The organism is Synergistaceae bacterium (genome assembly GCA_031267575.1).
GTDB lineage: Bacteria > Synergistota > Synergistia > Synergistales > Aminobacteriaceae > JAIRYN01.
In genome coordinates this window covers 1-26,264 of the sequence record JAIRYN010000040.1, presented here as the reverse complement: position 1 = coordinate 26,264, position 26,264 = coordinate 1, and the positions used below count along the sequence as shown (strand labels likewise).

Annotated in this window: 24 protein-coding genes; 14 read left to right on the top strand and 10 right to left on the bottom strand. The window is 53.2% G+C overall.

The window, feature by feature from the left end; all coding sequences use genetic code 11:
• The first annotated feature begins 15 nt into the window (after window positions 1–15).
• Window positions 16–2,166 (top strand): methyl-accepting chemotaxis protein, encoded by a 2,151-nt coding sequence (locus tag LBJ36_05855; protein ID MDR1378559.1) that lies wholly within the window; start codon window positions 16–18, stop codon window positions 2,164–2,166.
• Window positions 2,167–2,409: 243 nt separating this feature from the next.
• Here LBJ36_05855 and aroQ read toward each other — a convergent pair whose 3' ends face one another.
• The 9 genes from aroQ to LBJ36_05810 all read right to left on the bottom strand — a co-directional run bounded on the left by aroQ (window position 2,410) and on the right by LBJ36_05810 (window position 12,775).
• Complete coding sequence (gene aroQ / locus LBJ36_05850) at window positions 2,410–2,832, bottom strand: type II 3-dehydroquinate dehydratase (GenBank protein MDR1378558.1); 423 nt, start codon at window positions 2,830–2,832, stop codon at window positions 2,410–2,412.
• A gap of 24 nt (window positions 2,833–2,856) precedes the next feature.
• Window positions 2,857–3,987, bottom strand: coding sequence for a chorismate mutase (locus tag LBJ36_05845; GenBank protein MDR1378557.1), 1,131 nt, complete (start codon window positions 3,985–3,987; stop codon window positions 2,857–2,859).
• A 77-nt stretch (window positions 3,988–4,064) separates the two neighbouring features.
• On the bottom strand, window positions 4,065–5,075 hold the full coding sequence (gene aroF / locus LBJ36_05840) for a 3-deoxy-7-phosphoheptulonate synthase (protein MDR1378556.1): 1,011 nt from the start codon (window positions 5,073–5,075) through the stop codon (window positions 4,065–4,067).
• Window positions 5,072–6,454, bottom strand: coding sequence for a shikimate dehydrogenase (aroE, locus tag LBJ36_05835; GenBank protein MDR1378555.1), 1,383 nt, complete (start codon window positions 6,452–6,454; stop codon window positions 5,072–5,074). Before aroE ends, aroF begins: the two co-directional genes overlap by 4 nt.
• Window positions 6,451–7,536 carry a chorismate synthase gene (aroC, locus tag LBJ36_05830; GenBank protein MDR1378554.1) on the bottom strand — a complete coding sequence of 362 codons (1,086 nt, stop codon included), beginning with the start codon at window positions 7,534–7,536 and terminating at the stop codon, window positions 6,451–6,453. Before aroC ends, aroE begins: the two co-directional genes overlap by 4 nt.
• A complete protein-coding gene (aroA, locus tag LBJ36_05825) occupies window positions 7,533–8,900 on the bottom strand; it encodes a 3-phosphoshikimate 1-carboxyvinyltransferase (GenBank protein MDR1378553.1) in 1,368 nt (455 codons plus the stop codon). The genes aroC and aroA overlap by 4 nt, the downstream gene beginning before the upstream one ends.
• Before the next feature lie 24 nt (window positions 8,901–8,924).
• Window positions 8,925–10,067, bottom strand: coding sequence for a 3-dehydroquinate synthase (gene aroB / locus LBJ36_05820; protein MDR1378552.1), 1,143 nt, complete (start codon window positions 10,065–10,067; stop codon window positions 8,925–8,927).
• Window positions 10,068–10,153: 86 nt separating this feature from the next.
• Window positions 10,154–12,265, bottom strand: a complete 2,112-nt coding sequence (locus tag LBJ36_05815; protein MDR1378551.1) for a DUF262 domain-containing HNH endonuclease family protein — start codon at window positions 12,263–12,265, stop codon at window positions 10,154–10,156.
• A 354-nt stretch (window positions 12,266–12,619) separates the two neighbouring features.
• Complete coding sequence (locus tag LBJ36_05810; GenBank protein ID MDR1378550.1) at window positions 12,620–12,775, bottom strand: hypothetical protein; 156 nt, start codon at window positions 12,773–12,775, stop codon at window positions 12,620–12,622.
• 74 nt (window positions 12,776–12,849) lie between these two features.
• On the opposite strand from LBJ36_05810, the gene tnpA reads away from it, so the two are divergent.
• The gene (gene tnpA / locus LBJ36_05805) at window positions 12,850–13,188 is read left to right on the top strand and encodes an IS200/IS605 family transposase (protein MDR1378549.1); all 339 of its coding nucleotides are present in this window, start codon (window positions 12,850–12,852) and stop codon (window positions 13,186–13,188) included.
• A gap of 60 nt (window positions 13,189–13,248) precedes the next feature.
• Window positions 13,249–13,485 (top strand): hypothetical protein, encoded by a 237-nt coding sequence (locus LBJ36_05800; protein MDR1378548.1) that lies wholly within the window; start codon window positions 13,249–13,251, stop codon window positions 13,483–13,485.
• A gap of 198 nt (window positions 13,486–13,683) precedes the next feature.
• Here LBJ36_05800 and LBJ36_05795 read toward each other — a convergent pair whose 3' ends face one another.
• Window positions 13,684–14,505 (bottom strand): nucleoside phosphorylase, encoded by an 822-nt coding sequence (locus LBJ36_05795; protein MDR1378547.1) that lies wholly within the window; start codon window positions 14,503–14,505, stop codon window positions 13,684–13,686.
• A 378-nt stretch (window positions 14,506–14,883) separates the two neighbouring features.
• Between LBJ36_05795 and LBJ36_05790 the strand changes: the two genes are divergently transcribed.
• From LBJ36_05790 to LBJ36_05740, 11 genes are all read left to right on the top strand, one after another.
• Complete coding sequence (locus LBJ36_05790; GenBank protein ID MDR1378546.1) at window positions 14,884–15,300, top strand: ABC transporter permease subunit; 417 nt, start codon at window positions 14,884–14,886, stop codon at window positions 15,298–15,300.
• 189 nt (window positions 15,301–15,489) lie between these two features.
• The gene (rapZ, locus tag LBJ36_05785) at window positions 15,490–16,380 is read left to right on the top strand and encodes an RNase adapter RapZ (GenBank protein ID MDR1378545.1); all 891 of its coding nucleotides are present in this window, start codon (window positions 15,490–15,492) and stop codon (window positions 16,378–16,380) included.
• Entirely contained in the window at window positions 16,377–17,486 is a 1,110-nt protein-coding gene (gene yvcK, locus LBJ36_05780) for a uridine diphosphate-N-acetylglucosamine-binding protein YvcK (protein MDR1378544.1), read from the top strand. Before rapZ ends, yvcK begins: the two co-directional genes overlap by 4 nt.
• 2 nt (window positions 17,487–17,488) lie before the next feature.
• Window positions 17,489–18,352: a DNA-binding protein WhiA gene (gene whiA, locus LBJ36_05775; protein ID MDR1378543.1), complete on the top strand. Its 864-nt coding sequence runs from the start codon at window positions 17,489–17,491 to the stop codon at window positions 18,350–18,352.
• Window positions 18,353–18,555: 203 nt separating this feature from the next.
• Window positions 18,556–19,665, top strand: a complete 1,110-nt coding sequence (locus LBJ36_05770) for an asparaginase (GenBank protein ID MDR1378542.1) — start codon at window positions 18,556–18,558, stop codon at window positions 19,663–19,665.
• Between the two features lie 79 nt (window positions 19,666–19,744).
• Window positions 19,745–20,779, top strand: a complete 1,035-nt coding sequence (gene selD / locus LBJ36_05765) for a selenide, water dikinase SelD (GenBank protein ID MDR1378541.1) — start codon at window positions 19,745–19,747, stop codon at window positions 20,777–20,779.
• 275 nt (window positions 20,780–21,054) lie between these two features.
• A complete protein-coding gene (locus tag LBJ36_05760) occupies window positions 21,055–21,759 on the top strand; it encodes a response regulator transcription factor (protein ID MDR1378540.1) in 705 nt (234 codons plus the stop codon).
• A gap of 13 nt (window positions 21,760–21,772) precedes the next feature.
• Window positions 21,773–23,185, top strand: a complete 1,413-nt coding sequence (locus LBJ36_05755) for an ATP-binding protein (GenBank protein MDR1378539.1) — start codon at window positions 21,773–21,775, stop codon at window positions 23,183–23,185.
• A gap of 131 nt (window positions 23,186–23,316) precedes the next feature.
• Entirely contained in the window at window positions 23,317–24,756 is a 1,440-nt protein-coding gene (locus tag LBJ36_05750; protein ID MDR1378538.1) for a Do family serine endopeptidase, read from the top strand.
• A gap of 522 nt (window positions 24,757–25,278) precedes the next feature.
• A complete protein-coding gene (locus LBJ36_05745; GenBank protein MDR1378537.1) occupies window positions 25,279–25,767 on the top strand; it encodes a hypothetical protein in 489 nt (162 codons plus the stop codon).
• Window positions 25,736–26,221: a hypothetical protein gene (locus LBJ36_05740; GenBank protein MDR1378536.1), complete on the top strand. Its 486-nt coding sequence runs from the start codon at window positions 25,736–25,738 to the stop codon at window positions 26,219–26,221. Before LBJ36_05745 ends, LBJ36_05740 begins: the two co-directional genes overlap by 32 nt.
• The last annotated feature ends 43 nt before the right edge of the window (window positions 26,222–26,264 follow it).

Here is a 26,264-nt window from a genome sequence, read left to right as displayed (position 1 = left end):
GGAGGAGTGGCAAACATGTGGAAAAATCTTAAAATCAGTTTCAAGTTGTTCTTAGGATTTGGGTTGCTTCTGCTGGTCTTTGTAACAGCCGGTGTCGTAACCTGGAGAAACATTTCCTCCGTCAGAGAGGGTAGCAGGGAACTGGCGCAGTCTATTGTCGTCGTCATGCAGGAGACGACGACTTTGGAACGGAACCTGTACGAATACTTGCTTGCCATACGCCGAATGCAGGCCGATCCTACGGACGCGACCTACACGGGTGTAAAGGAAAGAGAGGTGATTGTCCAGAAAAACATCGACACCATCATGGCTATGGGCATAGCCAATCCGAAACTTCAATCTCCGAAGTTCCTTCAAGAGAAGCTCTTGGAACCCTATAAAAATTTTGTAAAAATCATCGACAGAATGATAAGCGACTTTCAGAAAAAGAACGAATGCCACCTTGCCGCAAGGGATAGAGGGCGTTCGATGTACTCAAGCGCCGTAGAAATGGAGGCTTCTCACATACAAGCCACTGAGGAAGCGTTGGCGACTTTGAACCCGAACAATATCTCGGAGCGGCTTGATCGCCTTCGGAGAAGCACAGAAATTTTGGTTGAGATTCAAACCATGCGCCTCGAAGTACAGACAGCGGTGACTGCCAATGATTCCCGTCTAATGAACAACGCCATCAGGACAATTCCGATTTTGGAAAAGGACCTCATCGCTCTGCTTGATGTCGCCGTGGATACCGGTAGAAAACGCATTTTGGAGCAGACAATCAAGGACCTCCAAAATTACACGTCTAACCTGAATAACTTCGTGCAAGCCCAAGTGGATCTCGAAGAGCAACAACGCGCCAGCGTTGTTTTGGAACGGATCCTCGATGAAGAAAGCTCGAACGCCTCCAATATCGCCCGCAATCGAGTGGCGAATATCTCGATGGAAAGCGTTGTCCATTTGAATAACACTATTACGGTTTTGTTTATATCTGGGCTGGTCTCTATCATCTTAGGAATCTCGATATCAATTCTCATTTCCCACACCATCTCTAAGCCCCTCAACATCATTGTCGCTCTAGCCAAACGCGCTGGAGAGGGTGACTTGACCATCGCGCGGGAGGAATTTCAATACGTGGGCAAGGATGAATTGGCTCACTTGGCGGACGCCATTTCTAACATGATCGTCAAACAGGAAGAAAGTATGCAACAGGTCGTGAACGTAGCGGACGATCTTTCCGCCAGCGCTAACAACTTATCGGCCATTTCCGAGGAGACAAACGCCTCTATGGAAGAAGTCAAGGCATCTATCGACCATGTCTCCACTTTGAGCGAAAACAACGGAGCCGCGCTGGAGCAATGCAATGCCGGCGTCGAGGAAATGAGCTCGGGAGCCGACACCGTGGCTCAGTCCGCGACGGACAGCGCCTCGTTTATCTCTCAGACCACCAACGCCTCTAATAAAGCCATTCAAACGGTGAATAGCGTCATCGCGGGAATGCACAAAGTGAACACCAACTCCAAGGAGGGCGAAGACAAAACACGGCAGCTGGTGGCTTCCGTCGAAAACGTCAGCAGCTTTGTTTCCGTCATTACCGGCATCGCGGATCAGACAAACCTCCTGGCCCTGAACGCGGCCATTGAGGCTGCGCGAGCTGGCGAGGTGGGGCGAGGGTTTGCCGTGGTGGCCGAGGAGGTGCGCAAGCTGGCGGAGGAATCGGCCCGGGCGGCCCAAAACGTAAACGGCATTATCGTGGAGCTTCAGAACAGTGCCCAGGAGAGCATCAAAGCTACCACTGAAGCGGGCCGGATGCTGGCGGAGACCCTTTCTCAAGCGGAGCAGGCGCAGACGGACTTGAACGGAGCTCTTCAGGAGATGAACAAGGCCAATGATTCCATCCAGAACATCGCTGCCGTGGCGGAGGAGCAGGCGGCTTCCAGCAAGGAAGTGGCGACGGCCATCGACAGCGCGACCAAGGCCACGATGGAAATGGTGGAGAATGTTTCCAACATTCGCCGGGCAACGGATGAAACGGCCCAGGCCGCTCAAGGCATGGCGGAACAGTCTGAGGCCATGAACGAACACGCCCAGACCTTGATTGAGGTTCTTTCCTGCTTTATGCTTCATAATATCAACAATGCCCAAAACAACTCCGCGCCCAAAGCACTGAGAAAACCGGGCAGATAATACGAGGGCTAGCGAGGCCGTTTTAGGCAGATAAGCAGAGAACCGGTGATGAAGGAGCTGTGGGATCGGCAGATGACCGGCGAGGAATGAGTCATGTTGATCGCCGAGTGTTTTCATCAATCGTTTAGTTTCTTCACCTACGTTTAGTTTCTTCACCTAGTTTCTTCATCAAACGGGCTCTGCGTTGAGTTCGCTTGCGTGCGCTTGCGTGGTTGTTATAAATTTAAAATTTAAGTTGGCTCCTCAGCCAGCGAGAGCGTGCAGGGCGAGAATATAGCCCTTCGCGCCGAATCCGGCGATAACGCCCCGGCAGACCGGGGCGATGACTGAAACGTGGCGAAACGCTTCCCTGGCGTGGACGTTCGAGAGGTGCACCTCCACCACCGGTGGCGCGATCGCCGCGATGGCGTCCCGGATGGCTATGCTGTAATGGGTGTAGGCGGCGGCGTTGAGAATGACCCCATCCGCGCGGGCGGCCTTTTGAATAACGGAGACAAGTTCACCCTCGGAATTGCTCTGGAAGAATTCACACTCTACGCCAAGTTTCGTTGCTTCCTCCGCTATCCGCTCGTTGACGCTCTCCAAAGTCTCGCTTCCGTATCGGTCGGGTTCCCTCACGCCGAGCAGGTTCATGTTTGGGCCATTGACGACGATGATTTTCTTCATCTTTCGCTCCTTTTTCGCTCCTTTTTATGTGTTTTTGTAGCAGCCGATGACCTCGAAATACTGGCAGGCGGCAGACGCCTGTTTCAAGGTCGATAAAATGCCGGGATCCAGGATATTGCCGTCGAGTTCCACGAAGAAACGATAACTACCGCCCGACGCAGGGCGGGACTCTATCCGCACCAAGTTGATGCCCTGCGCCATGAAAGGCATCAAGGCCTCGCAAAGAGCCCCCGCTCGATGTTCCGTGGAGAATGTAACGGAGACCAGATTGGAAGTCTCGTCATATTCCGGAGCTGTGGCGATCACCACAAAAGACGTCCGATTGTCCGTGGAATCCATGATGTCGGGTACGAGCACTTCCAGGCCGTTCAGTTCGGCCGCCCGCCGGGATCCTATCGCGGCTCTCCTACCGTTGCCGCCCTTCTCCTGAGCGATCGTCTTCGCGGCAACGGCGGTGTTCCGTGAGGCGGTCAGGTCCCAGGACCGGCCGCGCAGGAAACGAGCGCATTGCTTGAAGCCTTCGGAATGAGAAAGGACCTCGCGGATATCGCTCAATGCTGTGCCGGCTGAAGCGAGCAGACATTGCCGGATATCTACCCACGTGCGCCCCACGATGAAACAGCCGTATTTGCGCAACAAGTCGTAGGTCTCCCCAATGGCTCCCGTTTGGGAGTTCTCGATGGCCACAACGCCGTAATGAACCCTGTTTTCCTTCACCGCGAGAAAAACGTCCTCGAAGAACTCCACTGGCAGGCGCGAAGCGTCTGGAAAGAGTTTGATCGACGCCTGTTCGCTCCAAGCTCCAGGCACACCCTGAAAAGCGCAGGTGACGTTTTCGCGGATGAGCTCACGGGCCGGGGGCAACATCGGTGTTTCGCCGTGGAATATTTTGGCGCGCTGATGCGTCCGCGAGAGGGCGATAATGGATCGCATCAACAGGGAAACCTCGCTTTTCAGCTCGTGATTCGCCAGAGCGAGGGCGTGCTCCACCACTTCCCGCTCGCGGGCCTCGTCTTGAATGGGCGCGTTGTTTTCGACCTTCACTTCCGCTATTTCGAGAGAAACGCCCATTCGTTCCTCGAAAAGAGGAACCAACTGCCTGTCGATCTCGTCGATTCGTTCGCGTAAAGCATTCAGTTTTGCGTTGCCGTTCATTCTATCTCTCTCCTCCGTAACTGCTTGGGGCTCTGCCCCAAACCCCGCTCAAGGGTCCAAGACCCTTGAGAATCCTGTTAAGCTGCCATTACCGCGTGTAACTTTTTCGCTTTCCGCATCAACCGGTCGAAGAGGAAGGGCGTTATGGACTGTTGCCCGTCACAAAGCGCTTTCTCCGGCCGGTTGTGCACCTCGATCATCAAACCATCCGCCCCCGCGGCGATGGCGGCCATTGCCATGGGCAAGACCAAATCCCAGTGTCCCGTTCCGTGAGAAGGATCCACCACCACCGGAAGGTGCGACCGTTTCTTGAGCACGGGCACAGCCGAGATATCCAGGGTGTTCCGGGTCGCCGTTTCGAAGGTACGGATACCCCGCTCGCAGAGGATGACCTGACTTTTGCCGCCAGCCAGCACATAATCCGCGGCCTGCAACATCTCGTCGAGCGTGGAGGACGGTCCTCGCTTCAGGAGAATCGGTTTTCCGGTGTTTCCCATCTCTCGGAGCAGCGGGAAATTCTGCATATTTCGCGCGCCGATCTGTATGACGTCCACATCCCTGGCAAACACCTCACAGTATTCCTGCGACATAATCTCACTTACGATCGGGAGTCCTGTTTTTTCGCGGGCTATCTTCAGAAGATCCAGACCGTCTAGACCCAGGCCCTGAAAAGCGTAAGGTGAACTCCGCGGCTTGAACGCCCCTCCTCTGAGAAAACTTGCCCCAGAAAGTTTTACTTCTCTGGCTATGGAGAGAATTTGTTCCTCGCTTTCGACCGAACAAGGCCCGGCAATCACCGCCAGGACTCCGCTTCCGATCTTCTGGCCTCTGGGAAAATCCACCGTGGTGTCCTGGGGGTGAAAGCGCCGGCTGGCGAGCTTGTAGGGCTCGGACACTTTCATGACGCGCTCTATGCCGTCCCGACGCGTGAGGTCCTCGGTCGAGAGCACTGCCGTGTTTCCGGCAAGGCCGAGCATGTACGTCGTCTCCCCCTGTATTTCTTGAACGATCAGGTTTTTTTGAATCATTTCATTCTTGATGGCGTCAATCTGCTCTTTCGTGACGTCCGGTTTCAGTATGACGATCATTGTTGTGTCAGTCCCTCATTCGATAATTTTGTGTAAACGGTTTGATATAAAGAAGATCTATCCAGTTGCCGCCCTAAAAAAAGCTCATCCGCCAGAATAGCTTGATGAACGAGCATCCCCAGCCCGTTTTGCACGGCGTGCCCCAAAGCCCACGCCTCGCGCAGGAGGTTGGTGAGGGGTGGGTCGTAAACCAGGTCGCAGACCAAGGCGTCGCGCGGAAGGCTGCGCAGGAACTCCAACGAGGAAAAATCCTCTCCAATACCGATCATGCCCATAGGAGTAGCGTTGATCAGAATGTCGGCCTCACCGGCGGCTTCGGCCAAGGCGTCCGGCAACAGGCGACAAGCCCGGACGTGACAGCCAGCGACAGCCCTCTCGACTTCCGACGCGATTTCCTCCGCTTTCTCCCGGCGCCGGCTCAGAATGACAATTTTAGCGGCTTTTTCCAGAGCGGCCTTGAAAACCACGCCCCGAGAAGCGCCGCCGGCCCCCAAGATCACGACGTTGCGGTTTCGATACTCGTGACCGTTGTCCCGCAGCGACGCCAAAAGCCCCTCCATGTCGGTGTTGAATCCCGAAAGCCGGCCACCGTCGACAACAACAGTGTTAACAGCGCCGCAAAGTCGGGCTTCATCGTCCACCGCATCCAAAAAAGGGATGATATCCCTCTTATGGGGCAACGTCACATTGAAGCCCCGCAGCCCGGAGACACGTGCCTTTTCCGTGAAACTACGAAGAGCGCCCCGTGGGACCCGAATGGCTGAATAGGAGGAGCTTATGCTTATGCCTATGGCATCGAAAATCGTCCCGTGAATGACCGGGGAAAGCGTATGCTCAATGGGGTACCCAATGACGGAATAGCCGCTCGAAGGCGCTTCGATTAGGACATCCGCCGCCAGTTCCACCAGCTTATCAACGCCTTCCTCCAGGTCGGCGTTGTTTCGCAACGTCGCGTGTGCGGCTTCCTGATAAAGAGCGCGCCTCTCCTGTTCCATCTCGCGTAGCTTTTCGGGAGAACTCAGGAGGGGGCGGCTCTTGTCATAACGCACGTTCTCTAGGATGCGTTCCACAGGGCGGTCCAGGAAAATGACAAACCCGTTTTGCCGCAGAGCCTGGATGTTTTCTTGCCTCAGAACGACCCCGCCTCCGGTGGCGATGATGGCCGGCCTCTCGGCAATTTCCCTCACCACACGCGTTTCCAGGTCGCGGAAAAATTCCTCACCGCGCAGCTCGAAAATACGCCGTATGGGCATTCCCGCCCGCTCCTCCACGAGAAGGTCCGTATCCAGGAAGGGCATGGAGAAGCGCTCCGCGAGAGCCTGGCCGAGGCTGGATTTGCCACTGCCGGAGAGGCCGATCAAGGCGACCAGCCTGATCATAGAGGCGCTCCGCATGTCATCAGACCATCGAGAACGCAAAAGGCGAGACACGATTCCACCACGGGCACGGCGCGGGGAACGACGCAGGGGTCGTGCCTGCCGGAGACGCGAAGAATTGTTTCCCGCTTCGTCTCGCCATCCACCGTTTCTTGAGGCCGCGAGATGGAGGGCGTTGGCTTGATTGCCGCTCTCACCAAGAGGGGCATACCGTTCGTGATCCCGCCTAAAATTCCGCCATTGTGGTTTGTTCGCGCCCGGATGCTCCCGTTTTCCGGATTTTCTGGATTGCCAATATAAAGGGCGTCGTTGGCCTCGCTGCCGCGCATGAGGGCGAGGCGGAAACCGTCGCCGAACTCCACGCCCTTTACGGCCGGTATGGAAAAAAGCAGGGAAGCGATCGCGCTCTCCATCGATCCGAAAAAAGGTTCCCCCAGTCCGCCGGGCAGTCCAAACGCGGCAGCCGCCACGACGCCGCCCACGGAATCGCCCTCCTTGAGCGCTTTTTCGATCTCTGCTTTCATCGCTTCTTCCGCAGAAGGCGACGAGGGAAATTCTCTGAAGGAAACGGCGCGGTATTCCTCAGAGGAGACAGGCACTTCGGGTTCTATCACTCTGCCGATGACATCGACGCGGGCGTAAGCCTTGATGCCTCGCCTCGACAAAATTTGCTTCGCCAGGCTCCCAGCAAAACAAAGGGGCGCGGTCAGTCTGCCGGAAAAATGCCCTCCACCTCGCATATCGGCGTGCCCGCCGTATTTCAGAAGCGCCGTCCAATCCGCGTGGCCAGGCCGCAGCTTTGAGTCGTAATCCCGCGACCGCGCGTCTTTGTTGTAAATCACACCACAGACCGGAAAACCGGTTGTCCTCCCTTTATAGAGCCCGCTGAGAATCTCAACGGAGTCTTCCTCCTGCCTTCCGGAGGAGAGCGCGTTTCTGCCGGGGGCGCGTCGACGCATTTCGCGCGCGACCTCGCCCAGATCGACGGCCTCACCAGGAGGAAGCCCGTCGATCACGATGCCGACGGATTTCCCATGAGATTCGCCGAAAATGGACAGCTTGACCCTGTTGCCCCAGACATTCATGATATTTTCGCAACCTGCTCGAAATCACGCCAAAAGTTTGGATAAGATTTCTTCACACTCCGCCAGCCCGAAAGGCATACCTGGCCGTTGCAGCGGATCGCGGTCACCGCCAGGGCCATCGCTATACGGTGGTCACCCCAGGCGTCGACCTTTCCGCCCTTTAGACGGGTTCCCGTGATGGACAGGGAGTCCTCGGCCTCCGTCACCTGGGCGCCCAGCTTTTTCAGTTCGGCCGCCAGCGCGCTTAACCTGTCGCTTTCCTTTAGCCTTAGTCGCCCCGCGCCCACGATATGACTCGTGCCTTCACAAAAACAACAGAGTGCCGCCACAGGAGGTACCAGATCTGGCGTGTCCCGAGCGTCGAACGTGATAGCCGAGAGGCGGGCTGAGGACACCGACGTCTTGCCGTCGCGCCACAAAACCTCCGCGCCCGCTTCTTTTAAGGCCGTCAAAATGGCTTTGTCGCCTTGAAGACTTTCGGGGTTCAAACTGGCCACCGTCACGTCCGAGCTCAGTGCCGCCGCGACCAGGAAGAACGCCGCCTGGGAGTAGTCCGCCTCGACTCCATAACGGGTGGGGTGATAACGTTGTCCTCCGCGGACGAAATAAAGGGAGTTTCCCGTTTCCGTCTCCGCTTCTTCCACTTTCACGCCGAAACGCCTCATGACGTCTATCGTCAGGTCCACGTACCCCCGTGACTCTAGGGGCGTCGAAAGACGGACCTCGCTGTCCTGTCCGAATTGACCAAAAACCGGCAATGCCAGCAGCAAGCCGGAGATAAACTGAGAACTCACGTCGCCAGGCAGCAGAATTTTCCTTAAATCCAAGGACTCGCGAGGCCACGGCCCTTGAGTCTGAGGCCCCTGGGTCCTGGACCCCTGAATTATCACCTGACCCGGTTCTCGTACAAAGAGCGCTCCGGCGCCGGTAAAAATTTTTTCGTAAATGTCCAGAGGTCGTTGTAGGAGCCTTCCACTTCCCCGAAAGACAGTACGGAACCCATCCAGCAGGGCGACGGGCAGCAGAAATCGCAAGGTCGATCCCGACTCGCCGCAGTCCACGACACGGACGCCATCATGTTCCACAGGAAGACCTGCAACAGTGACTCGAACTCCGTCATTTTTCGGGAGAAACTGCGCTCCCCGCAGCACTTCGAGACCTTTAAGGGTAGCGTCGAGGTCCTCGGACCCCTCGAAGTTTTCGATCAGGCTCTCACCGTCCGCCAGGGCCGCGCAGATCAGCGCGCGATGGGACAGGCTCTTGGACGGCGGGGGTGTGATGACACCCTTGGGAAAGCGGTCGATGATCTTCACGTTTTTCGTGTGGTTCGTATCGGCGTCGCTCATAACATTCGATCCGTTCATTCTCATATCACTCTCAGATCATTCTCATAGGGCCTTTAACGCCGCTTCGAGTTCGGGTAGTGTCGTGTGGCGCACGAACGCCTCGCCGATGCGGCGCAGAAAAACCATTTGTATCCCGCTGCCGAGGCTTTTTTTGTCTGCCGCCAGGGCGGGGAGCAGGGCGAGGGGATCGCCGGAGCCAGGGGTTTCAGGGAGGCCAGTAAAGTCGCTTCTGGCTGAACGTGCTCCGTCCCCCTGAGCTTGAATGTTTAAATCCGCGTCGAGCCCGTGCAAATTCAAGACGCGTCTCAGAGCGTTCACGGAGCCGGGCTCGGTGAGTCCCATTTTTTCCCCTATCGCCGCCGCCAGGGTCATGCCGAAGGCGACGGCTTCTCCGTGGCGGTATCGCTCGAAGCCGGTTTCCTTCTCTATGGCGTGTCCGAAAGTATGTCCGAAGTTGAGCAGCATCCGTTCCCCGAAGTCGCGCTCGTCGCGTTCCACGATTTCGCTTTTGACACGGCAACATTCGTGGATGACGTCGGGGTCTCCGGGTTTGCCTCCCACGCCGAGGGATTCAAACAGGGAGAGGGAACGGATCGCACCATATTTGATGACCTCCGCCGCGCCGCTTTTCTCCTCGCGTTCGGGTAAGGTTTGCAGGGTGAGGGGGTCGATGACGACGAGTTTTGGCTGGTGGAACGCGCCGACGAGGTTTTTACCCTGGGGCAGGTCAATGGCGGTCTTTCCTCCCACGCTGGAGTCTACCTGGGCGATGAGCGTGGTGGGGACTTGGACGAAGCCGACGCCGCGCATCCATGTGGCGGCCGCAAACCCGCCCAAGTCGCCGGGGACGCCACCGCCGAAGACGACGACAAGTTGTGACCGGGTCATGCCCTGTCTCGCGAAAGCGTCGTACAGGAGGGAGAGCCCATGCGGAGATTTGCTCCCCTCGCCGGCGGGTAGAACCGTGACGTGAAAGGCTATCCCGGCCTCGGTCAGCGAGAGGGAAAAGGGCTCGCGGTAAAGCGCCCAGACGTTCTCGTCCGTGACCACCGAAACGGAACCGCCGATCGCTTTCGCGCACCGGCTTTTCAAAAGGTCTCCGAGACTTTTCAGTAGCCCGTCTCCGATTAGGATGTCGTATTCGTTTCCCGATAGCCTGACGGTTAAAGTTTTTGTGGCTTCCATTAAATCGACCTCTCTTTCAGATTTTTGTGTGCTTTTTTTAATCGCTCGATAACAGGTAAGACACCCGCTTGTTAATTGAGCAATTATCATTCTTCGCCTTTCGGCAGTTCAGGTATTTCCGCGCGTCCATCGTTCACAAACTCGATGTGAAGTAGCTGCGCTTTCTGCTCATCATTAAGTGAAAATCTCCACCTCGACTCCATGAAATTCAGTAGCGACAGTCCGCGATTCAATATACTTCGCGCTGTCCAATCCTGCTCTGAAGCCACCTCAATTTCAGAATGTGAACCATTTACATAACCTCTACGCTTGGAAGAGAGGGGGGTTTTCTTATCAGGGAAACTATCGTTTTGCAATGAAGAATTAATACTCTGGGCGAGTGGAAGCAAATTGCCCAAAGAGGCCGATAGCAGTTTGACTTCATCACTGGTGTATTGTCTGAAGTGATTACGCCAATACCATTTCGCCGGTGTTCGTGGGAGAATATGCTCAATAGTCACCCTGTCCTTTTCGATATTAGTGAATAGATTCCAATTAATTTTCTGCAATTTGTTGCGAGTAGCCAAAACATACTCATACTCGTATAAGAAATAACCGAGTCCATGCCAGCTGTAGAATCCTTCCCCTGCACTGAAACGTCTGTGGGTGCGTGTAATAAATTGGGCGATGGCCTCGTCCATATTCTTATCAATATTTGCAGTTAAATCACTTACAATTGAAGGCAAGGTTGTGTTACCTCGCATAATATCTCGTGCTTTATTGTAATAATAACTGCTCTTATAACTCGCATTGAAACCGCCGACACGAAATGATATAAAGAGAAATCTTTCAATTTCCTGAAAAAGCGCAATACGTTCTGCAACAGTAGTGCTATTCGCTGTAGCGAGTACAGTAGCGACAAGCGGTCTGAAGTGCCCGATACCGACACGGTTCAGTTTGTCTATCCATACCTTTTCTTCGTCCGTAAGAGCGAATGTGTCGTCATTCGGGAAATAGCTGTAATACCAATATTCGGCTAACACTTTTAGAGCGTTCACATAATCGCGGATCTCTGTGTAGGCGAGTTTAGAACCCCGAACGGGTTTCAACTCGACTGTTTCGTCAATAATATCGTCATCGTCTTCATTCGTAGCTTCAAAGCCAAGTGCTGGTAACGCTTCAGAAATATCGACCTGCGTGGCGACGGTAAATTTCTCGAATACATTTTTTGCCGAGAATTTTCTCAGTAAAAAACTAATATAGTCATCACCACGCTTCCTTGAATACTGAAAATAAGTGATCCAGTGTGCGCGGAGGAAATCGTCATCGGATAGAGGCGTATTCTGGTTACGCCCAAGTTGGAAATACACCTCTTTCCAAGTATCGTTGATATTTTGCCGAAGTTGCTCTTTGTCTCTCGTATCGAGCTGCTTGTCATCGAAAAGGGTCGTGAGGTATATGAGGCGGTTTTTCAGCAGCTCCAAATTTGTTAGCTTTTTGCCCCGGTTGTTCATCGTTTCAAATGCAACGTAAACGTCATAATCATCTTCAATTTCGTGGAGATTGAACATGAGTTGCAGAGTTAGCTTCTTGTACAGTAGCTCGATTCCGTCCATTCCATCACTTTTATACATTACCTCAAGATTGTCGGCAAAAAATGTTTTAGCGTATTTCAGGTTCTTTGTGTAGTAACTTTCAGAAACCGTGCCTCCGAAGGGTTCTTTGAAGATCCTGTATTTGAGATAGTCGAAACTTGGATTGTCGGTTTCATATCCGAAAAGGTACGTTGTCACGATATTCTCCGGAGGTCGTTTTCGGAGGACATACTTTGCTTTAATGTCTTTCAGTGATTCTATCCCCAGAAATATCTCGCTATCCAGCTTATCACTGTTTTTATCGATGTTTTTCACAAAAACCGTTATTTCATTCATCAAAATGGAGAACGTGGTTAGACGTTGCTGTCCATCCACAACGTGAAATGGCTTAAATCCATGATCAAGCAGCCAATCGTCTTCATGCCATAAACGCCGATCTTTTCGAGTGATTGCCTTTAGTGAAAGTAACCCTGTGTAATGATATCTGTCTTTGTGCAAATTTAGCAGATCCTCCCAAAAATCCGCTAGCTGCTCATATTTCCAGGCATAACCTCGCTGATAGTCGGGTATGCGAAACAACCTATTTTGAAAAAGGACTGATAAAGATTGAAGTTCATTGGCCATTTGTGTCTCTCCTCATATAGACCACGAAAAAAACGAGACCCGTTTCCGGATCTCGGCCTCACATTTCGATACGTGCTAGTTGCTCTTGTTTTTCAGTTACCGTTTTTCAGTTACCGAAGAGAACTCCCACAGATCTCATGCAAACCGAGACCCATGCTTCTAAAGTAGAACCACGCGACATAAGAGTAGCTTCGCCTATTTCCGCTCGATATTTCAAGTATATTCTTACTTCTCATGTCTCCGTGCCTCCTTTCTTTATCTTCTCTTCATCTTCTCTATCTTCTCTTCATCTTCTCTTCGCCTTCGATTCATCACGTGAACAATTTATAACTTGGAAAGCCTCGTTTGTCAAGCTCAATTCAGCCAATTACGATAAAGCGATGAGAAAGCCAACAGCTTCAGGCGTCGGATGAGATTGGATGAGATTGGATGAGATTGGATGAGAATCGCAACACCGCCGTTGGCGGCGTTTGTTTTGTATTTGGTTTTTTGCCATATATCTACTTTCATATTAAACTCCTTTTATGGTTTATCAACGATGGATTCATTCGAACACATCTGTGTTCAATATTGGCTAGCATCTTATCTGGTGTCCAAAATATCGGCGCAAGGTGCTTGTTGGTGATGTAGAAATTCGACTCAAAGAACTTTTATACGAGAAAGCTGAGGAGATCGATGTTCAGATTGCGAAGCTTGAGATCATGCCGGATCACATTCACGCCTTTGTCAAAACACGTGTCAAAACGCGGCCTATAAACGCTCCTCACTATATCGAACCGGAAACCGAGCAGTCGGTCGCGATTGTCCGACAGCTCAAGGGCTATACCGCAAGAGTATTGCGCTTGGAATTTCCTCATCTCCTGAAAATGCCTTCCTTGTGGACACGTTCGTACTACTGTGAATCTGTTGTGAATCTGTTGTGAATCTGTAGGGCATATTTCAGAGAAAACTATCATGAAGTATATCGAGGAGCAGAAAAATAAATGAGAACCTACATTTTCAAACTCTACAAGGCCAAACGGAATAAACACCTTCACCATAAGATTAGCCTTGCCGGGTCGATCTACAATCATTTGATCGCGCTTCATCGCCGCTACTATCGGCTGTTCGGTAAAAGCCTCAATGTTATCCGTTATCCGTGTTATCCGTTTGCAACGGCATATAACCAAACTGAAGAAAACGAAACTGAAGAAAACGAAACGCTACGGACACTGGAATAATATTGGTTCTCAGGCGATACAAGATATCGCGCAACGTATTGACAAAGCGTATAAATTGTTCTTCAGCAATCTGAAACGCGGGGTTAAAATGTCCCTTCCGAGTTGCAAAAAGATGAGAAAATATCGTTCATTTAAACTTCCTTGGAATTTTAACCTGTGCCCAAGAGAGTTTTCGACTTGTTGCATTGAAGGATGGCTTCAAGAGAAAATCGAATTCCCCGCCTCGCTTTGACTTTCGCACAAAATTTTCATGGCCTCGCAGGCGACGAGGCAGGCTTTTTCTTCTCCTCCATTGTCGCCCCAACAGTCAAAAATCCGGTTGGCGATCACCGATAGCACAGCTCCCATGCGCATACCATGGAGGTATCCCACCACGTATTGGGCCGCCGTTTCCATGTCGATACTGGTTACTCGAGCCTGTATCAGATCTGGGATGATTTTTTCAGCAAAGCTGGGCCAGTAGCCGGTCCCACCGTCGCCGAGAGGACGTCCTTGCCCAATATAAAAAGACCCAGTTGTGTAGTTGAGACCTAGCCCATAGCGAAACCCCAGCTTTTCACAGGCACGAATGAGGGCTATCACGACGCGCGTATCCGCAAATGCTGGAAACTCCGGCGCAACGTAGGTGTCAGATGTTCCGTCTTTGCGCACGCACGCCACGGGAATAATCAAATCCCCCAGGTCGAACTTCGGTGTGATACACCCCGTCGTGCCCACCCTGATACAGGTGTGAACCCCAAGGACGCTCAACTCATGGATGCATATTTCGGAGCTTGGGCCACCTATGCCGGTAGACGTGGCGGCGAGTGCTACACCTTTGTACAGACCCGCTACCGTTTTATATTCCCGGTTCGACGCGATCTCCTTGACGTCGTTCCAGTTTTTCGAGATGATCTTTGTCCGTTCCGGGTCACCAGGCAGAAGAACGTATCCCGGCACGTCCCCCTGTTTCAATTGCAGATGATGAACACCTCCATGAGCGTTTTGGGGCGCAGCGGCCCGGTTCGCTGTTTCAGGCATGAAACCTTACCTCCTAGTTTATGAAGTTGTCAAATTCTTTCAATTTACCCTAATATATTGCCCTAACATAAACTAGTTTTCTTAAAAAAGCAACTCACATAATCCAAATTCGCAGAATAAACGCGCCAGAGTACAAGTTGTTGCTATAAAATATGCGAAAGCTGTATTTGCAAGATGTCTTAACAACCCTGATGCGTTTGCCCTGTCTCACATGATGATTCCCTCTATCTTGATTTCCCTAGCGATTGCTCTGACCATTGGCACAATCCTGGGCAGAAACGCGCGGCTAAGAGACACGCTTCATCCGATACTCTATACTTTCATACTCTATACTTTCAGTGTGGTTCCATCCATCATTTATTGTCGCCCTTTGTACTGTTGCTTACCCCTAATTTTTGGGTGGTGTCGGTGTTTTTGATCGTGTACAGCACCGTTTGGTCGACCCTATTCGCCACAATAACCGGCATCATGACCATCGATAAACGTTATCTGGACAAGGCGGCCACATTGGAACTGAGCGGGATAAAGAGAATGACGAAGGTGATCTTGCCGGCGGCCAGTCCATCAATTCTGTCAGGCTTCATCAATTCCCTTCGCAATATCTTCGTGATGCTGGTGTACGCGGAGATGTACGGTTCGAGATACGGCATGGGTTTCTTTGTGAAAAAATACTCCGAGTTTGGCCTATATGACTACACTTGGGGAGGTTTTATCTTCATGGTCGTCGTGCTGGTTATCGTGATGCAGTGCTTTGAGAAACTGAAAAAATCCCTGTTGAAGTGGATGATTAATTGAATTTTCCGTGATTTTTCAAGCTCAGGGTGGCGGAGCCCGTTGATATGTTGATATGCGGAGCCCGTTGATATTTTGATAAATAACTCTTTGCCCCTTATGGGCGTTTTCTCGTCTTTATGGTTTCTCCTCTTCGCTGCCGAGGGGCTATAATGTTTTTTGTACTATTACACCGGAGCGGAGGCGCGGAACGTGGAAAATCACAGGGAAAGGGTTCGGCAATGCATCATTGTGACGGGCATGTCCGGCGCGGGCAAGACAACGGCGCTAAAGATCCTGGAAGACCAAGGGTTTTTCGCGATGGACAACATTCCCCCTACGCTTTTGCCCCAATTGTTTCACATTTTGTCGAATCACAAAGCGGCTGTACAGACGGGAATAGCGGTAACCATCGACATTCGAAGCGAACGCCTCCTGGACGATTTCGTATCGGTCCTATCCCTTTTGAGGGAGTCTGCGCCCAACGTGCGAGTTCTTTTTCTGAACGCCGCCGACGAAGTTCTGCTCAGCCGGTTCGAGCAGACGCGGCGACGTCACCCTCTGGGAGAAAATCTCACTGCACAGGAGGGCATTCGCAGAGAACGCCTTTTGCTGATGCCCCTTCTTGAAGACGCCAACGTTGTGATCGACACGTCTCTGTTGGACCCGCAGCAATGCCGCAAACGCCTGATCGACGAGTTCAGCGGCGCGGCAGGCGGAGGGGTGTCGTTGTTGTTGACTTCTTTCGGATTCAAATACAGCGTACCGCAGGATAGCAACTACGTTTTCGATGTTCGGTTTCTCCCTAATCCCTTTTACGTCGCAAGTCTAAAATCGCTGTCGGGCAAGGACCAGGAGGTTCAAACCTACCTGGAGTCCTTCCCGGAGACGCTAGCTTTCATGGATGCCTGCACCCGCTTTTTGGGCTTCGTGATTCCCCGCTACTTGGAAACAGGTAAGGCACAGTTGCACGTGGCCGTTGGTTGCACGGGAGGTCGTCATCGCTCGGTAGCCTTAGCGGAATGGCTTTTCGGGTGCTACAGGGATACGCCGGGAGGCGTTGCCCTCAACCACAGAGATATCGTTAGAGTGCAGTCGTTGTGATAGACTGGGCCATCGGGTTCTCCGTGGGGATGTTCACGGCTTTGTTTTTGTTGGTAGTTTTCGACCTTCGCCTGTTGCGCGTGTCTCGTTTCAAATTCAGAGATCCTCTCAAGAACGCCATTGCCCACCGCCTCTCCGCCGGTCCGAACATCGTGGCGGTGGGAGGGGGGACTGGTCTTTCTACACTGTTGCAGGGGCTGAAGGGGTATACCCGCAACATCACTGCCGTGGTGGCGGTCACCGACGAGGGAGGAAGCTCAGGCCGTCTCCGAACCGAGTGGGGCGTGCTGCCCCCCGGAGACGTGCGCAACTGCATGGTGGCACTGGCTGAAAACGACAACGCCTTGAAGCAGCTTCTGGATTTTCGCTTCGATAGGGGAGAGCTAACCGGCCACAGCTTAGGAAACTTGCTACTGTTGGCGGTGTCGGAGTTGTGCGGCGATTTTCGCCTGGCCGTGGAACAAATGAACCACCTACTGGCGATCCGCGGAAAAGTCCTGCCAGTGACCACCGAGGCCATCACCTTGATGGGGGAGACCAAAAACGGGGAAAAAGCTCGGGGTGAGTTGGAGATTTCCCACTATGGATACAATCTGAAGAGCATCTGGCTGGAACCTGTGGGGGCAAAGCCGCTACCTGAGGTCCTGCGCGCCGTGGATGAGGCCGACCTCATTGTTCTGGGGCCGGGGAGCCTTTTCACCAGTGTCATCCCCAACCTGCTCCTGCCAGAGTTCGCGAAAAAGCTCCGGGATTCCCCTGTTCCCAAAGTGTACATCTGCAACCTCATGACCCAGCCGGAGGAGACCGAGGGCATGGACATCGTTGCGCATCTGCAATGGGTATCCGCGGCTTTGGGTGCCACCCCTGATTACATTCTCGTCAACAACGAGCACATCCCCGACGACCTGGCCACTAGTTACAACCAAGAAGGAGCAATGCCCCTTTACCTGGATAGACACCAGCGAAAAAAGATCGCCCAGCTCGGCAGCGCGGTCATCGAACTGCCCGCGATCCAGATCACGAATGAGAAGCTCCTGCGACACAACGCCTACAAGCTCGCCGAGATGTTGTTTCGTCTTTGCCGAGAGCTGAGAGTCAAGGACTGAACATGCGTTCCATCGCGGTGGAGCTTTGGGACGAATGGTCGTCGCTACCCCAGAGAGACGAAGAAGCCGACTCGGCGGAGGTGGCAGGGTTGCTCGTCGCCCTACCGTTCAAGAAAAACGAAGATAAAGGTTTGGCTACTCTCGGCAGCACCCGGTTGTGGGCTTTGCGTCGTTTGCTGAAGCTCTGGAAGAATTCCCGGTGGAGGGGTGTTCTGAATCTAGCCGCGTATATGCGTGTGCCCTCGGACATGAAAGGCCGAGTGGAGCTCGCTCTACCTCAAAAGCTGTACGAAGAAGCTGTGGCGACCGAGCGCGAAAGCTGGGACTGGGGCCGAGGTTTCTGGGGAGGTTGTGGGGCTCTTTATTCCCCAAGGTCCGGCTATTACCTCGTCATGAGGGCGAGAGCGGATGCGGCTCTCGATCAGATGGGACGGATGCTGCGCAAGTCTCGCGTCTCCTGGAGCGAACGGCCGGTTCACGGGAAGCGCGAAATCATCCTGAGAGACCAAGAGGGAATCGTCTCCTTTTTGAGCAAGATCGGACTTGTGACCGTTTCTCTTCGCGTGGAAGACAAGGCGATTCTCCGTTCCATGCGGGACCAAGCCAACCGAATGCGCAACTGCGACACGGCCAATATCAAAAAGACCCTCTCGGCCGCCGAGGAACAGCGGGAACTGGCGTTGAAGCTCTTGGAGAAAGGGCTTCTGGCGATATTGCCTGTACCCTTAAAAGCCCTCGTCGAGGCTCGCCTGGAGCACCCGGAGGAGTCTCTTTCTGATCTGGGCAACCGCCTCTCCCCGCCCGTGACGAAAAGCACGGTGAAGTACCGCTGGAAACGTCTTCAGGAACTCGCAGAGCGGGAATAAGGAGAAATAATCGGAGAGATAACCAGAGAGATAACCAGATGGAAGCGTTAAAAATAGAAACGTTAAAAATCGATATTCACGATGTTCCTCGCCAAACGATAGCAAAACACATGAAAGTCGAGTCGTCGTGATTGGATATGATTATGCCTATTATATAATATGCTCGAACTGCTGATATTATATAAATAGAAAGGGAAATTTTCATGGAGAAACGTGTAAGAGGAGCGAAAATCTTGCTGCTTACCACAGGCGGCACCATCGCCTCAACAGCATCAGAGGGGGGCTTCGTGCCCAGTTTGTCCGGTGAGGAACTGTTATCTGAGACAAATTCCTCTTTCAATGAACTGAATGAATACGAAACGGAGACCCTCTCTCTTTTTTCCAAGGACAGCAGCAACATGCACCCAAAGGACTGGCTAGTCATGGCGGAGGGCATACGGCAAAACGCGCAGGGCAAGGACGCCGTGGTCTTGCTGCACGGAACAGACACCTTGGCCTGGACCTCCTCGTCCCTTTCCTACTTGTTGCGCGACTTCCCAACCCCTGTGGTTCTCACGGGTTCTATGCTGCCTCCAGGAGAATCGGATAGCGACGCCCCCGACAACATCGCGGCGGCGTTTCGATTCGCGTCGCGTTTGGCCGCGGACAGCCGCAAGGGCGTGAGCGTCGCTTTCGACGGCCTCTTGATTCACGGCCCCAGAGCCACCAAGATCGATAGCCACCGGAAGAGGGCTTTCGTCAGCGTGGACTATCCCTTATTAGGGAAGGCGCGGGGCGAGGAACGCCGGGACGTGTTCCTCACGGGCAAGATCCCGAACTTTTCCAGCAAGTGTTTCTGGGACGAGACGCCCGTTTTTGAAACGGAGATTGCCCTTGTGCCCCTTTTCCCAGGGATGAGGGCGGCAAGCCTCGACGCCCTGGTGGCGACGGCTAGTGGGGCGAACGCTAATAGGGCGAACGCTAATAGGGCGAACGCCCCCAAGGCCGTGGTGTTGGAGGGTTACGGGCTAGGCGGCGTTCCCTACATTGGCGAAAACCTCCTGCCGTCCATCGAGAAGGGCATCCAGTCGGGCATTCCTTTTGTTCTGCGGACGCAATCGCCTTTCGGGGGAACCGACCCCTCAATTTACGAAGTGGGACGAAAGGCGTTGGACCTGGGGGTTCTGTCCGCGGGAAATATGACGCGAGAGGCGTTGATGACGAAGCTGATGCTCCTTCTTCCTCTTTTTAAAGGGCAGGAGCTGGCGGCGTCGCTAGGAACAAATTTTTGCGACGAAATTCCAGACGAAATTCCAGAGAAATCTGAAGACTGACGCCAGAAGCTCTGACGCTTCCAGAAAGGGGGGATAAAACATGACTTCTTGTCAGAATCAGGAACCGGATAAAACCCGTCTGCGATTGACGGAAATGTCTAGAACAAGTGGGTGAGCGGCAAAAATAGGTCCGGTGGACCTGGCTCAAGTTTTGGCGGAAATTCCAAATATAGAGGACGAGCGAATCCTGGCAACTTGGAGCGGCGGAGAGGATGCGGCGTTGTGGAAAATCGACGACCGGCGTCTGGGCGTTCTGACGGTGGATTTCATCACCCCCGTACTGGATGATCCCTTTTTGTGGGGACAGGTGGCCGCGGCCAATTCCATCAGCGACGTATTCGCTATGGGCGGGCGGCCGGTGCTGGCGCTGAACGTGGTGGGTTTTCCCACGAAGAAATTGGAGCTGGATGTGCTGAAAAAAATCCTGGAAGGCGGCCTTTCAAAAACCCGGGAGGCGGGGGCCTTTTTGGGGGGAGGACACAGCGTCCAGGATGACGAGCCCAAATACGGTTTGGTTGTTTACGGCGAGGTGGAAGCGGACAGAGCCTGGCGTACTGTTGGTGCTCAGCCGGGGGATCTTTTGATCCTCACCAAACCTTTGGGTACAGGTATCGCTGTTACGGGAATCAAGGCGGGTATGATTGAGGACCCTCGGACCGAAGCGGAGGCCACGCGCTGGATGACGACCCTCAACGACACTCGAAAGCTGGGGGACGACCTCTGTCGGACGGTTCACGCGGCAACCGACGTCACGGGGTTCGGGCTGGTGGGCCATGTCCTGGACATGCTAGGCGAGGGAAATCTGGACCTTCGCCTCGAACTGAAGAACATTCCTCTTTTGCCGGGCATCTTGGATCTGGCGGACACGGGCATGATTCCAGAGGGCTCCTACAGAAACCGTGTCGCTTACGAAGACAAAGCCCGAATCGAAGGAAAATTCAAGGAAGCCGAAGTGGATCTCCTTTTCGATGCCCAGACTTCCGGGGGGCTCTTGTTGGTTATGCCTCCTGAAAGAACGGGGGAGATGCTGGAATCCTGCAAGAAAGCGGGCTTTGTTTGCGCTTCGATTATCGGCGAGTTCACGGCGGGTGACGGAAAAATAAAAATCCGTTAGCCTGCTAATATCAAAAGTCAAGTATCTATGCAAATTTTTCAATTAATTTAATTTAATCAATGTTTTTCTCACCGTTCTGGCGCCTTATGGCTGTGATGGCCGATAAACCTATTTTGTTAGTGAAAGATATCGCAATGTAGGGAATTGTGGAAATCTCCAATTGCGCAAAAACCCATCGTTCTGTACCCTTTCGGGTATTATCGTTCTGGAACGTCGAGATTTTAAAATGACGAGATCCTAAGACGAGATCCTAAAATGAAAGGAATCGATTCGACATGACGGAAAAAAGACTCGGCGACTCTCTCAGCGTGTCGCGTTCATCGAAGCGCCGCCTGACGATCTTTTTGGCCGACGATCATCCTATGACGCGGGCCGGTCTCGTGGCTTGGCTGGAGCGAGAAGAAGGAATCGAACTGATAGGGCAGGCCGTCGATGGAGAAAGCGCTTGGCAAGGAATAAGGGATTCGAAGCCCGACGTGGCTATGTTAGACATCGAAATGCCCAGCGGAAACGGCATCGACATCACTAAGCGAGTGGTGAAAGAACAACCCGAAACCAACGTGTTGATCCTGACGGCTTACAACGCGCAGCAATATGTCATGGCGGCCATCCGGGCTGGAGCGAAGGGGTTTCTGCTCAAAACGGCTCCTTTCGATCAGGTGCGCAAGGCGATTTTCGACGTGGCGAAGGGCATTTTTTACTTGGACGCCGCCGTTTCCCTCAAGGACAGCCTAAAGGAGCCGGAAGAGCTTTCGCCCCGGGAAAAGGAGGTCTTGTTACTGGCCGGACAAGGAATGTCGGCGCACGAGGTGGGCGCGCGGCTCTCCATCACCGACCGAACCGTACAGGCACATCTGGCCTCAATCTACGGCAAGCTCGGCGCGAGAAACAAAACGGAAGCTATTTTAATCGCCCTGAAAAGAGGCGTCGCTCTGCTGGACGAGCTGCACATCGAGGTCCCCGCGATGGAGGATCGCTGATGGAGGATCGCTGATGAGAAAGCACTTGCTGTTTCTTCTGATGTTCTTGGTGACGCTCTTGAGTGCCGTAAACCTCTTCGTGACCGTTTACGCCTACAACAAGCAAGAGCAGGCGATGAACTCCATGATGTGCTCCTACGTCACGGAACTGGCGGATGGGTTTAACTACGCCACATCTTATGCCGTCTACAAAGAGAGCAGAAATTACTCCGGCGGACGCAAACTGATGCACTTTCGCATGTTGTCCACATCTCCCGTCACGAAAGACGCGGAAAAAGGCGGCGTGCTGATTCTGACGAAGGACAAGAGGATCCTGAGTGCCTCGCCAGGCGCCGAAAAACTGCTGGAGCTGTGGAAGGGAGATTTGGCGGTCAAGGATCCGACGGAGGTACGTAGCGACCAGGGTAACAGCTATTACATGGTGGCCCAGGAACTCGAAGGGGGGCTATACGCCCTGGCCGCCGTCTCAAAATCCCACCTTTTACAGCCCGTGACGGGCCTATGGCGGTTTGGTATGGTGGCCACGTCGGCCATCTCCGGTTTTTTGTTGATAGGGATGTTCGCTTTGTGGCGTTACTTGGTGGTTCCTCTGCGGGGAATCGCCGAGGGCATCGTCAACATGAAGTGGGGCAAAGAACTTCCGGCCTTACCTTCGGCTTCCATTTTATTCGAAATCGGCGCACTCCTGAAGGCGATCCGGGAATTGGCCTTGGGGGCTATCGCCAGAGAAGACTTGAAGGTGCGCTACATCGGCGACTTGGTGCAAGTTCAGGAAGACGCTAGCAGACGTTTGGCGCGAGACCTTCACGACGGCCCGCTTCAAGGAGTCGTGGCGGCCATTAAACGCATCCAACTGGCTCAGGAGGCCCTCGCCTCAGCGGATGCCGCGGATCACCTGGTGATGGCGGAGAGCGTCTCTCAAGAGGTCGCGGGAGAAATCCGCAACTATTGCGACGAGCTTTCTCCTTCATGGGTGAAGTTGGGCATGAGGAGCGCCATGTACGAAAACGCGGATCGCCTGGCCTCCGTCTACGGCGTGGAGATCGAGGTGGATATGGAAATTCAGGAAACGCGGGAAAATGTGTTGGAAGAACAGGTTTTGGCTTTGATCCGTATTTTGCAGGAAGCCGTCTCCAACTCAGTGCGGCACGGGAAGAGCCACAGCATCCGGGTGACTCTCAGAGAGGAAGAGGGAGAACTGCGCTTCGTTATCCGAGATGACGGCGGGGGTTTTCATAGTGAAAAAGTTTTGGACCCCACGGAGGCCGACGCGGATTACGAAAATCTTCGGACCACAGGACACCGGGGTCTCGCCAATATGCACGAAAGGGTTCAGTTGTTGCGAGGGGCCATGCGGGTGGATTCCGAGCCGGGGAAAGGCTGTCTCATCGACATTCGGTTCCCGTTGAACGCGGCGGCAACATGAGAAAAATTTCCCCATTGTCAATTTTGACAAGTGCAAAGCTGTCGATTTACACAATGCGGAAAAACGGCTAACGCAGTATCCTTAATACGTCTTGAAACTGAGGTCCACAAAATCATTCGGAGGTGTTTTTGATGCGTAATATCAAAAAATCCTGGAGGAAATATTTGGGAATCGCTCTGGTCGCGCTGACGTTGACGGGGGTGTTTTCTTTCGCCGTCAATGAAGGTACTGCCCCTACTTGGGCCGCTACAAGCGGGAACATCTACACGGACAACCCCGTCGTGCAGATCGTGAAGAACGTGTCTCCCGCGGTGGTGAATATCGACGTGGAGTCGGTGTCCAGACGTTCGGCGCTACCCGCTCCTTTCCAGAACGATCCATTCTTTAGGCGGTTCTTCGGGGAGGAGTTCCGGAGGTTCTCCCGGTCGGTGCCCATGAAGGGCAGAGGTTCCGGCTTCATCGTCTCGAAAGACGGACAAATTTTGACGAACAACCATGTGGTGGACGGGGCTGAGAAGATCACCGTCACCTTATCGGACGGTAAGACCTATGAAGCTCAGGTGTTGGGCAAGGACCCGACCTTTGACTTGGCGGTCATCAAAATCAAACCGGCGGGAAACTTGACGACCTTGGAGTTGGGAGATTCCGATTCTATTGAGGTGGGCGAGTGGGTAGTCGCCATCGGCAATCCCTACGGACTGGAACACTCGGTTACCGTGGGTGTCATCTCCGCCAAAAACCGTAGCATCCATACCCAGGGCGTCAACTTCGACGGGTTCTTACAGACCGACGCAGCGATCAACCCTGGCAACAGTGGTGGTCCCCTCCTGGGCTTGGACGGCAAAGTAATCGGGATCAACACAGCCATCATTCCCTACGCTCAGGGTCTGGGCTTCGCCATCCCCGTGGACATGGCCAAACAGATTATGGGTGATCTGGTCACTTACGGCTCGGTCAAACGCGGCTGGCTGGGGATTTCCATACAACCCCTGACCGAGGAATTTGCGGAAGCCTATGGGCTTGATGAGAAAACGGGGGTTGTAGTAGGGGATGTTTTCGCGGATTCTGCGGCAGAACGGGCGGGCCTTCAACGAGGCGACGTGATCACGTCGGTAAATCGAGAGGCGGTAAAAGATACGTCGTGGTTTGTCAACAAAATCCGCGGCTACAGCCCCAACACGGAAATCAGGTTGGAGATCATCCGTGAGGGAAAGACGACGCGAGTAACGGTAAAGTTGGGTGAAATGCCTAACGAGGAAGTGGCTTCTTCTTCCGAACGTTCTTCAGACGCTTTGGCGAGTCTGGGAATCAGAGTGACAAGGCCCACCTCCGACCTGCGCAGGCAGTATGGACTCAAGAGCAGAACGGGACTGGTGGTCGCCGAGGTCACAGAAGACTCCCCAGCTCAGGTGGCGGGGATTCAGGAAGGGGACCTATTGTTGGAGATCAACGGCAGGAAAGTCTCTGACGAGAAGCAACTGAGCGACGCAGTGAGAAGGGGCGCCAGGTCCAACGCCCTCTTGATTGAAAGAGAGGGAAGAACCTTCTTCGTCTCCCTGAAGATGAGATAACGAAAATCTAAAACGACACAAAATCACACGGTGGAGGGCGGTTATCTGTAGCTGATCGCCTTCCACCGTGTTTGTTGTGTTCGGTTGGGTTGCTCTTTTGCCGAATTCTTTGAAGATTGTCGATTTTGGTCTCATACAACAAGTTCTCGTGCTTCGTGAATGATGGGCAGAAGTTCTTCCGGAGTCACTTCGTCGAGATACAGTTCAATAGCTTCCTTCATGTTTTCCATAAGTTCTTCGGGGGTGTCGCCTTGGCTATAGATCTTCCTCTACGCTCTCCACGACGGCGAAGCCACTGTAGTTCTTCGGAGTACGCCTCTCCGAAAAAAGAAAATCGCCTGGGAATGGTCGGAGGATATGACAATCAATGAGGTGATGCTGGACGCAGGATTCGAGCGGGATCCGGCGCTATCGATTGAATCGGTGGGGACGAAACCCCTAACTATTCTTGCCCTTATCTCGGAGACGACCGTAGGCGGATAAAAAGAAGAAAGAAGGTGGATAAAAAGATGGAACAAAAAGATGAACATTGAAATCGTGAGACTCAGACCCGAACACGCCCGAATCACGCCTTATCTTCGAAGCGCGGACACGCAGGAGATCGTGGAGGGAAGCGGGATATCTCCCTCTCTCGCCGTGGCTTTCTCCATCGCTCATTCCTCACCCGGATACGCGGCGCTCCTAGACGGAGAGCTCGTGGTGGTCTTCGGGGCCTCACCTGCAGGAGCGCCCGGCGTGGGCGTCGTGTGGCTCTTGGCTACGCAGGAGATCGAGCGGCATCCGGTCCGGTTCTACCGAGAAAGCAAGAGAATGTTCGGGAATGTTGCTGAAAAGTATGAGACGCTGATCAACTGGGTGGACCAACGCAATACACTTTCGTTGCGGTGGCTGAAATGGCTGGGGTTCGAGATTGGGGAACCGGAACCCTGGGGTGTTATGGGGTTGCCGTTTTGCCGAGTTCGAAAAATGAGGAGGAAAAATGATGGAGAAAGAACACCAAGAATACGATGAGCAGGCAATGAGAGAAGTTGAATTGCAGCGAGCATATGCGTTGTCGATGCTTCCAGTATCCACTACCGGAGTATTCGGGTATGCCGCAGCAGCAATGAAGGCATTAATTCTAGTCAACTCCGGAAGCGCGGCGGCATTGTTGGCGTTGATGGGGCATCTGGTTACACAGAATCAAGGAGAAGCGGCAAAAGCATTGGGGTTTCCTTTATGTATTTTCTTGGTATCCGCTATTTTTGCGGCTGGAAGTTTTGGGTTGTCATATCTCTCTCAGCTTTACATGAATCATACGCTTGTGTATCTTTGCCTTTGGAAAGAAGAATATTCTAAAGATTATCAACGAGCTTCAAAATTCAATAGGCTTTACCAACGTTTAGCTATTTTTACGACACTCATCGCCTTCGGACTTTGTTTCTTCGGTATCTGGACGGCGTATCGGGTGTTCATGGCGTTTTGAGCGTTTTGCGGGTGAACTCACACAGCGTCATAGAGCGTCATAG